The sequence below is a fragment of the Sphingomonas pruni NBRC 15498 genome (assembly GCF_001598455.1).
GTDB lineage: Bacteria > Pseudomonadota > Alphaproteobacteria > Sphingomonadales > Sphingomonadaceae > Sphingomonas > Sphingomonas pruni.
Genome location: NZ_BCYZ01000004.1, coordinates 129,155 through 138,427 on the forward strand (window position 1 = coordinate 129,155; position 9,273 = coordinate 138,427).

The 9,273-nt window shown below is 64.7% G+C and carries 11 protein-coding genes; 3 read left to right on the plus strand and 8 right to left on the minus strand.

Features of this window, described 5'->3' with window-relative positions; genetic code table 11:
* Positions 1-32: 32 nt before the first annotated feature.
* Positions 33-485 (plus strand): GFA family protein, encoded by a 453-nt coding sequence (locus SPR01S_RS01770; RefSeq protein WP_066584027.1) that lies wholly within the window; start codon positions 33-35, stop codon positions 483-485.
* Here the strand turns inward: SPR01S_RS01770 and SPR01S_RS01775 are convergent.
* From SPR01S_RS01775 to SPR01S_RS01805, 7 genes are all read right to left on the minus strand, one after another.
* On the minus strand, positions 482-1,891 hold the full coding sequence (locus SPR01S_RS01775) for a hypothetical protein (protein WP_066584030.1): 1,410 nt from the start codon (positions 1,889-1,891) through the stop codon (positions 482-484). The genes SPR01S_RS01770 and SPR01S_RS01775 overlap by 4 nt on opposite strands.
* Positions 1,892-1,939: 48 nt before the next feature.
* A complete protein-coding gene (locus tag SPR01S_RS01780) occupies positions 1,940-3,133 on the minus strand; it encodes a S41 family peptidase (protein ID WP_066584033.1) in 1,194 nt (397 codons plus the stop codon).
* 80 nt (positions 3,134-3,213) lie between these two features.
* A complete protein-coding gene (gene lpdA, locus SPR01S_RS01785) occupies positions 3,214-4,611 on the minus strand; it encodes a dihydrolipoyl dehydrogenase (RefSeq protein WP_066584036.1) in 1,398 nt (465 codons plus the stop codon).
* 53 nt (positions 4,612-4,664) lie between these two features.
* Positions 4,665-5,045, minus strand: coding sequence for an acyl-CoA thioesterase (locus SPR01S_RS01790; RefSeq protein ID WP_066584039.1), 381 nt, complete (start codon positions 5,043-5,045; stop codon positions 4,665-4,667).
* Positions 5,042-5,377: an acyl-CoA thioesterase gene (locus tag SPR01S_RS01795; protein WP_066584102.1), complete on the minus strand. Its 336-nt coding sequence runs from the start codon at positions 5,375-5,377 to the stop codon at positions 5,042-5,044. Before SPR01S_RS01795 ends, SPR01S_RS01790 begins: the two co-directional genes overlap by 4 nt.
* A 56-nt stretch (positions 5,378-5,433) precedes the next feature.
* Positions 5,434-5,646, minus strand: coding sequence for a hypothetical protein (locus SPR01S_RS01800; protein WP_157081849.1), 213 nt, complete (start codon positions 5,644-5,646; stop codon positions 5,434-5,436).
* A gap of 10 nt (positions 5,647-5,656) precedes the next feature.
* The gene (locus SPR01S_RS01805) at positions 5,657-6,952 is read right to left on the minus strand and encodes a pyruvate dehydrogenase complex dihydrolipoamide acetyltransferase (protein WP_066584045.1); all 1,296 of its coding nucleotides are present in this window, start codon (positions 6,950-6,952) and stop codon (positions 5,657-5,659) included.
* A 142-nt stretch (positions 6,953-7,094) separates the two neighbouring features.
* Between SPR01S_RS01805 and SPR01S_RS01810 the strand changes: the two genes are divergently transcribed.
* A complete protein-coding gene (locus SPR01S_RS01810) occupies positions 7,095-7,550 on the plus strand; it encodes a universal stress protein (protein ID WP_066584108.1) in 456 nt (151 codons plus the stop codon).
* Positions 7,551-7,556: 6 nt separating this feature from the next.
* Here the strand turns inward: SPR01S_RS01810 and SPR01S_RS01815 are convergent, their stop codons facing one another.
* A complete protein-coding gene (locus tag SPR01S_RS01815; RefSeq protein ID WP_066584050.1) occupies positions 7,557-7,748 on the minus strand; it encodes a hypothetical protein in 192 nt (63 codons plus the stop codon).
* Between the two features lie 193 nt (positions 7,749-7,941).
* On the opposite strand from SPR01S_RS01815, the gene SPR01S_RS01820 reads away from it, so the two are divergent.
* On the plus strand, positions 7,942-9,237 hold the full coding sequence (locus SPR01S_RS01820; RefSeq protein WP_066584052.1) for a M20/M25/M40 family metallo-hydrolase: 1,296 nt from the start codon (positions 7,942-7,944) through the stop codon (positions 9,235-9,237).
* Positions 9,238-9,273 lie beyond the last annotated feature (36 nt).

A 9,273-nucleotide genomic window follows, 5' to 3' on the forward strand; every position in this document is an offset into this window, starting at 1 on the left:
CATCAGGCTGCCCCAAGGCATGGAGGAATGGAATGGCAAAGTGGACGTTGCCGATGGAAGGTGGATGCCGCTGTGGCGAAGTGCGCTTTCGGGTCAGCGCGGCGCCCCTGTTCACCGCGATCTGCCATTGCACGGGATGCCAGAAAATGACCGGCGGCGCCTATTCGACCACCGTGGCGGTGCCGCGCGGGGGCTTCGCGCTGACCAAGGGCGAGACGGTGATCGGCGGCCTGCATGGCGAGCGGCTGCATCATCAGCATTGCGACTATTGCAAGAGCTGGGTCTATACCGATTTCGAGCCCGATATGGGTTTCGTCAACGTCCGCGCGACGATGCTCGACGATCCGAGCTGGGTGACGCCGTTCGTCCAGAATTACACCAGCGAGGCCCTGCCCTGGGCATTGGTCGATTCGCCGCATTCGTACGAGAAATTCCCGTCGATGGAGGAGTATCAGCCGCTGCTTGCCGAGTTCGCGCGACTTTAGCTCGTCAGGATTTCGGGATAATCGCTCGGCGCGGGCGGCAGCGTCGCCCGCGCGATGATGCCGCCCGCCACTACCAGCCCTAGCGCAACCATGCTTGCGATCAGCACGTGACGCGAGGGTCGCGCTTCGGCGACCAGCAAAACGACGCCCAGTGCCACCGCGATCATCGGCCACAGATGATAGCGCAGATCGGCGGCGATGCTGATCGCGATGAAGCTCGCCTCGAGCGCGAGCGCGGACACCACCAGCGCCAGTGCCAGATCGCGCAAGGGTGAAGCGGTGCGGCGTAATCCCTCGACCAGCGTGGCCACCGCCAGCGTCAGCCAGACGACCGGCCAGCCGATCGGCGTGTCCGCCAGCGCTGCTGTCCTGACGATCCACCACGATGCCAGCGGGCCGGGATCGTCCAGCCCAAGCTTATTGGGTTGGGATTGCGACGGGGGCCAATCGTTCATCAGCTCTCGGCCGACCAGCCAACGCTGCGTCATGTTGAAATGCGCCAGTCGATGCTCCGCATAGGCCAGAGGATGGCGGAGCGCGGCATGGGCAAGTTGCAGATACATCGCGCCAACCGGCCGCGACGCCAGATCTTCGATCGCCTCGGCGCACGGGCCATCGCCCAGCGTATCCCAGAAATACGTCTTCACGCACCGGTCGTGCCGGAGCGCTGCGATTCCCGCCGGATCTATCCCGGTCGCATCGGCATCGCCGGTCCGCACCGCGATCGCCGCGAGATCGAATAACGGTTCGGTCGTGCGCACGCCACTCGGCGCTGCGCCGAACAGGTCCGCGTCGATCAAGGGCGTCAGCACTATAATTGCCGCCATCCCGACGAGCGCCAGCGTCAACCGGACCGGCCATCTTCCACGCGGCAGCAGCATCACCGCCAGCGGCACGGTCGCGAACAGCGCATTGGCGCGGACCAAGGTCGCATAGCCCAACAGCAGGATGGCGAATGCCGTCGCCGCCCACAGCATGCGCACGCCGCGAAGGCGCCACCATCCGACGATCCCGACCGCCGCCAGCATTGCGGCAACCATCTGGATGTCCTTGAGCACGGCCCATTGCCACACCGCGAATCCGGGCAGCGCCCCGATGCCGAGCACCACCGCCGCCGCGCGCGGGCGGCCGGTGCGTGCCAATCCGCCGGCGAGCAAGCCCAACCCTAACCAATAGAGCACGATCTGCAAGACCATCATCGGCCCGGCGCCCCCACCCAGGACGCGGAGCAGGGACCAGAGCCGCGCCATGACCGGCGGATGCCAATCATCGTACCGGCCGCTCAGCACCTGCCGGAATTGCTCGCCGCTGTCATATTCCGCGAGCCCCGGCCAACCCGCCGCGACCATCGTCACGGCGAGCAGCACGGCCACCCATAGGAACCAGTATCGACCTAACGTCCGCATATCCTGAGCAATGAGCACATCATGCTCGGCGGCGCGACCTCCGATTGGCTATCGACAGGGCTTGAGGTCGACGTTCTCACGCGGCCTTCCGGCGATCGTGTAGATCCGTTCCGCAGGGAACTTCACACGCAGCCCGGTGCGGGGCAGGTCGAAATCATAGACGGCCCCCTTCAGTCCCGCCATCCTCGATCCGCACGCGGTCTTGCCGAGAGCCATGAAGCCCACGGCCAGCCCCTCTCCCATGCTGCCCGTCCAATGGCCGGCACGGACGCTGACCGGGCCGGGGTGATATTTGCCCCGGCGAGGCAGGACGTATTCGACCCATTGTCGCTTGATGCCTGTTTCGCGCTCTTCCGAGGGCAATTGATGCATCTGATAGGGCATCGGCCTGGTCACGAACCAGCCCATGATCGCGCGGGCGATCGCGGACGTGCCGCCCGAAGGCGTGTCGGTCAGGTCGATCACTACGGGCGCATGCGCAGGAACCGTCGCCATCGCAGCGTCGAACGCCTTGATCGTGTCGAGATCGCCGATCGAATTGTTGAAGCGGATCGTCGTCGCATCGCCGGCCCTGGTGACGGTCAGCGCAGGCCGATCGGGCTGGTGCGCCGACCAAGTGTAGAGACTGTCGAGCGTCAGGTCGCGCACCTGGTTGCCGCGTTTGAAGACAAGCTTACGCGGCCGGTCGCGGCGTCCCGCCACCAGCACCTGGATCGCGTAGCGCTCGGGATTGTCGTAGCGCCCGCCCTTCGCCACTTGCGGCAGCCCCAGCCGATCCCAGAACGCCTTCACCGCGACCTCCGGCGGGACGCCGTCGATCAATAGCAGATAGTCCCCCGGCTTCACGCCCGCCGACGCTGCCGGGCTCCCTTCCCGAACCGCGCCAACGACAAAGCCGCCGTTCTCGTCGATCCATAAGTCCGAATAGCTCGGTACGATCGCCCAATCGTCCTTGAACGACTTGGCGGTCAGCGCATGGCTGTCGGCCAACGCGGTGATCATGTCCTCGGCATAATGGAGCAGCGAGTCCGCATCGTGCACGTCGTCGCGCTCGGCATCGAGTTGCGGCGAGGACGGCACTTTCCCGCCGGGCAGATCGTCGAGATAGGCGTAATTGTCGCGGATCAGGTCGGGCAGCGCCTTGGCATCGGCGGCATAGCCCGCGGCGGAGAATTCGGGTGCGGGCGCGGAGGCGGTCAGGACCAACAGGCTGACGATCGCGAGTGTTGCGGTACGGCGCATCGATTCCCTTGCCCCTCCACCATTTGCTCCGCAAATGGTCCCCCTCCCCGAGACAAGCTCGGGGAGGATAAATCACGTCGTCAGATGTGCAGCGCCCTTCCGTACGCTCCCAAGACGCTTTCGTGCATCATTTCGCTCAAGGTCGGGTGCGGGAACACCGTTTCCATCAGCTCGGCCTCGGTCAGTTCCCCGGTTTTGCCGATCGTATAGCCCTGGATCAGCTCGGTGACTTCCGCGCCGATCATGTGCGCGCCGAGCAATTCTCCGGTCTTGGCATCGAACACCGTCTTCACGAAACCCTCGGGCTCGCCGAGCGCGATCGCCTTGCCGTTGCCGATGAAAGGGAAGTTGCCGACCTTTATCTCATAGCCCGTCTCCTTCGCCTTTGCCTCGGTCAGGCCGACGCTGGCGATCTGCGGGTGGCAATAGGTGCAGCCGGGAATGTTCTTCGGGTCCATCGCATGCGGATGCTTACCGGCGATCGCCTCGACTGCGATCACGCCTTCATGGCTAGCCTTGTGCGCAAGCCAGGGCGGCTGGGTCACGTCGCCGATCGCATAGAGGCCGTCGACATTGGTCTTGCACATGCCGTCGGTCACGATGTGACCGCGGTCGGTCTTCACGCCCAATTCTTCCAGCCCGATATTCTCGGTGTTGGGCAGGATGCCGATCGCGACGATGACGTGGCTGAAGTCGGCGGTCGTGACCTTCCCGTCCTTGTCCTTGATCGACGCCTTCACGCCGCTCGCACCGATCTCGAGCTTGTCGACGCCCGCCTTGGTCATGATCGTCATGCCCTGCTTCTTGAGCGCCTTTTCCAGGAAGGCGGAGACGTCGGCATCCTCGACCGGGACCAGCCGATCGAGCATCTCGACCACGGTGACGTCCGCGCCCATGTCCTTGTAGAAGCTGGCGAACTCAATCCCGATCGCGCCCGAGCCGATGACCAGCAGCTTGGTCGGCATTTCGCTCGGCGTCATGGCGTGACGATAGGTCCAGACGCGCTTGCCGTCGGCCTTGGCGAAGGGCAAGTCGCGGGCACGCGCGCCGGTCGCGACGATGATGTTCTTGGCCGTGAGGTCCGTCGTCTTGCCGTCCGCCGCGGTGACGGTCAGCTTGCCTTTCCCGGTCAGCTTGCCCGTGCCCATGTGCACGGTGATCTTGTTCTTCTTCATCAGGTGCGTGACGCCCTGATTGAGCTGTTTGGCGACGCCGCGCGAGCGCTTGACCACGGCGTCGAGATCGGCGCTGATCTTGTCGGCGACGAGGCCGTAGTCCTTGGCGTGCTGCATGTAATGATAGATTTCGGCCGAGCGCAGCAGCGCCTTGGTCGGGATGCAGCCCCAGTTGAGGCAAATGCCGCCGAGCAATTCGCGCTCGACAATCGCGGTCTTGAGCCCGAGCTGCGCCGCGCGGATCGCCGCGACATAGCCGCCGGGGCCGGATCCGAGGACGATGAGGTCGTAGGTTTCAGCCACTGGGGAGGTGTCCTTGTCTTACTGTCGAGAGGAATATGGGGAGGTGCAGGGCATCAGGCCATGTCCTGACGAACGTCGCCGACGCCGACGAACACGAACCGTCCTTCCGCGACCTTGGCCATCGCCTCGCCATGGCGGTCGCGCTTCCAGGCTTCGGTGGCGATGGTGAGCGAGGTGCGCCCCTCGCCTACCACCTCGGCCCAGACGGACAATTCGTCGCCGATATTGGCAGGTGCCAGGAATTTGAAGCCGTCGGCCGCGACGACCGGCGCGCGTTTGCCCGTGCGGCGTGAGGCGAGGCTGCCGCCGGCGAGCGACATCTGGCCGAACAGCCAGCCGACGAACGCGGTGCCATAGGGATTGGCGTCGGCGGCCATCACCGTCACGCGGATGTCGGGCATGCGTTCGGGCGGGAAGATGGGAGCGTCGTTCATTCGACGACCACCGGCCGTGGTTTGCGGTCCTGGTCGATCGCGACGAAGGTAAAGCGCGCCTCGGTCACCTTGCGATGATCATCGCGGTGGCGATCGCGCGCCCAGCATTCGACATCGATCGTCATCGAGGTGCGCCCAACCTTGGCCAGTTGCGCATAGACCGACACTTCGTCGCCGATATGGACCGGGGCGTGAAACTGCATGCCGTCCATCGCGATGGTGACCGCGCGACCGTGCGAGTGGCGCGCGGCGACCAGTCCGGCGGCCGAGTCCATCAGGCTCATCAGCCAGCCACCGAAAATGTCGCCATAGGCATTTGCGTCGGCGGGCATTGCGGTGACCCGGATTGCGGGCTCGCGCGCCGGCGGGCTGACGGAGGCCGCGTCGCTCACGCGTCGCGCCGTCCGCTACGGTCGATTCGCCAAGAGATGAGGAACGGCTTGAACCCGAACCCGATCACGAATGCCATCGCGACCAGACCGATCGGCCAGATCGCCGCGGCGCCCTGCGGATAGCCCCACGCCGCGGTCGCGGTGATGAGGTACGTCACGATCGCGCTGGCGACCATGTAACACGCCTCGGCAAGAGTCCGCGCGGACATCGCCCGTGCCTCAGGCAAGCATGCCGAGCGGTGCTTCGATCAGCGCCTTGAACGCCTGCATCAGTTCGGCACCGTCGGCCCCGTCGATCGCACGATGATCGAAGCTGCCGGTCGCCGACATCACGGTGGCGACACCGAGCGCATCGTCGATCACGTACGGACGCTTCTCACCCGCGCCGATCGCCATGATCATGCCCTGGGGCGGATTGATCACCGCCTCGAACTGCTTGATCCCGAACATGCCCATGTTCGAGATCGAGGCGGTACCGCCCTGATATTCCTCGGGCTTGAGCTTGTTGTCGCGGGCGCGCGTGGCGAGGTCCTTCATCTCGGTCGAGATGGCGGCGACGCCCTTGGTGTCGGCGTGGGTGATGATCGGCGTAATCAGCCCCGACGGCGTCGAAACCGCGACCGAGATGTCCGCGCGCTGGAAGCTGATCAGCTGGTCGGGCGTGAACATCACGTTGCACTTCGGCACCTGGATTAGCGAGGCGGCGAGCGCCTTGATCAGCAGGTCGTTGACCGACAACTTCACGCCGCGCGGCTCGAGGCTCTTGTTGAGGTCGGCGCGGAGCTTGAGCAGCGCGTCGAGACGGATATCGACCGTCAGGTAAATGTGCGGGACCTGCTGCTTCGATTCGGTCAGACGGCGCGCGATCGTCTTGCGCACGTTCGACAACTTGGTCGCCTCGTGCGGGATATCGGGGATTGCGGCGGGCTTGAGCGGTGCCGGCGCGGCGGCAGTTTCGCTCTGTGCCGGGACAGCCGCCGGAGCAGCCGCGCCGGGCTTCGCGCCTTCGACATCGACGCGGACGATGCGGCCATTGGGGCCTGAGCCCGCTACCGAAGCGAGATCGACACCCTTTTCAGCCGCGATGCGTCGAGCGAGCGGGCTTGCCTTGACCCGGTCGCCTGACGCCGCGGGCCCGGGAGTCGGGGCCGGTGCCGCGGCAGGAGCTTCGGGCGCCGGCGGCGGAGCAGGAGCAGGAGCAGCCTCGGCCTTCGGCGCTTCCGTTTTCGGGGCTTCCGCCTTGGGCGCAGCCTTCGCCGCAGAAGCGTCCTCGCCTTCAGCCGCCAGGATCGCGATGACCTGGCCGACCTTCACGTTGTCGGTGCCTTCGGGAACGACGATCTCTGCGATGACACCTTCGTCGACCGCTTCGAATTCCATCGTCGCCTTGTCGGTTTCGATCTCGGCCATCAGGTCGCCCGACTTGACGGTGTCGCCGGCCTTGACCAGCCATTTCGCCAGCGTGCCCTCCTCCATCGTCGGTGAAAGTGCGGGCATCTTGATCTCGATGGGCATTCTGCGTCCTCTCGGGCGTCCTGGGGAGGCGGACTATGAAGCGGCTCCTTCGCGCCCGACACGCTCCGGGTCAAGACCGAGGCGCTTGCGCGGGCGCGCGTTCCGCGTCACCTATCGCACGAACGAGGGGAGCCGGGCGCACATGCGCATCTATCTGGTGGTGGTCGACGACAGTCCCGAAGCGGAAGTCGCGCTGCGCTTCGCCGCCCGGCGCGCGGTCAAGACCGGGGGCGGCGTCGAGATCCTGTCGATCATGGCCCCGCAGGAATTCATCGCCTTTGGCGGCGTCCAGGCAACGATCGAGGCCGAAGCCCGGCAGCACGCCGAAGCCATCATCGCCGGTGCAGCGGGCACGTTATTCGAGGAATCGGGGCTGAAGCCGGCGATCACCTTGAAGCAGGGCGATGCGCCCAAGGTCATTCGCGAGACGATCGAAGGCAATCCCGAGATCGCGGCACTGGTGCTCGGTGCCGCGCCGAGTGGATCGCCGGGTCCCTTGGTCAGCCATTTCGCTGGAAGCGAGGCAGGCTCGTTACCGGTTCCCATCATGGTTATCCCGGGAAGCCTGGATCGCGAAGCGATCGATCGGCTCAGCTGAGCGTCCTCATCCGCCATCCCTAGTACGCAAAATAATACCGCGATCGGCCGGCGCAATTTCCACCTGATCGAGCTTGTCGAGCAATTCGGCAAACAAATCGTCGTCTGTAACGGGAAAATGGCGCGTAAACCCACCACCCAACAATTCGAGGTCCCTGTTCGTCAGAAATCCGAACGCGACTACGCGTTCCGTGGCCATAACGTGCACCTCCTGTTACTGAGACGAACGTATCTTAACTGTGTAAGTGCCAATCGTTTCGCAGGCGTTGCGTAATATTATTCATGGTGCGTCAATTCGCGCCGCCACGCGACGTTCCGCCTTCTCAGTGCACGCTAAGGTATTGCCCAACCAATTTCATTGCGCAGACAATGGGATCGAGTCAGGTTGTTGCATGCGCAAAGTCCTGATGCTCGCCCCGCTGTTGCTCGCCTCTGCCGCTCCCGCGGTCGAACAGCCCTCTCCGCTTCGGATGAAAGCAACCGTCAGCGCGCTGGTCGGGTTCGGCACGCGGCACTCGCTATCCGATCCCAACGACCCCAAACGGGGAATCGGAGCAGCCCGGGCCTGGGCGAGAGCGCAGTTCGATACAATCGGGGCGGCTTGCGGCGGATGCGTGGCGAGCGAGACGATCGCGCGTAATTTCACCGGCCCACGCGCACCCAACGGGGTGAACATCGTCGATGTCCTGGGAGTGCAAAAGGGTTCGGATCCCAATCGCGTGATCATAATCGGCGGGCATATCGATTCGATCGTCGGCGACGTCATGGACGCGAAGGCTGACGCGCCAGGGGCCAATGACGATGCGTCGGGTGTCGCCGTCGTTCTGGAAGCAGCGCGAATCCTGTCGAAGCGGAAGTTCCGCGCGACGATCGTCTATGCGGTGTTCTCGGGTGAGGAGCAGGGATTGTGGGGCGGAAAACTCCTTGCCGACACCGCCCGAGAGCGCGGCTGGAAGGTGACCGCGATGCTCAACAACGACATTGTCGGCAATTCCATCGGCAAGGGCGGCGTGGTCGCCAACAAGAGCGTGCGGGTATTTTCCGAGGGCATTCGCGAGAGCGAGGATTTGAAAGGCGATCTCGCGCGGCGGATGAATGGCGGTGAGGATGACGGTCCCAGCCGCGCGCTGGCCAAGACGATCGATCAGGTCGCGGCGGGCATTCCAGGCGGGCTCGATGCGTTCGTCGTTCGCCGTCCCGACCGGTTCGGACGCGGCGGCGATCACTTGCCGTTTCTCGAACTCGGCTATCCGGCGGTACGCTTCACCGTCGCCGCCGAGCGCTGGGACGGCCAACACCAATATGTCCGCACCGAGAATGGCGTCGCTTATGGCGACACGATCGACAAGATGGATTTCGCCTATCTGGCCAAGGTGGCGGCGATCAACATCGCGACGATCCGCCGGCTCGCCGCCGCGCCTGCCGCGCCAGAGGGAGTGACGGTCCAAGGCGCCCTGTCGCGCGACACGACTGTCCGCTGGCAGCCGGTCGACGGTGCCGCGAAATATCGCGTGCACTGGCGCCGCGCCGATACGCAGAATTGGACGAGCAGCCGCGACGTCACCGGCACGACCGAATTGGTGCTCAAGAACGTGCCGATCGACGACAATTTCGTCGGCGTCTCAGCGGTGGCGGCGGACGGATCGGAAAGCCTGGTAACGTTCGCCGGGCCCGCGCCACGGCGATAAGCAGAAGCGTATTGCGTTCATTGACTTGATCCATTC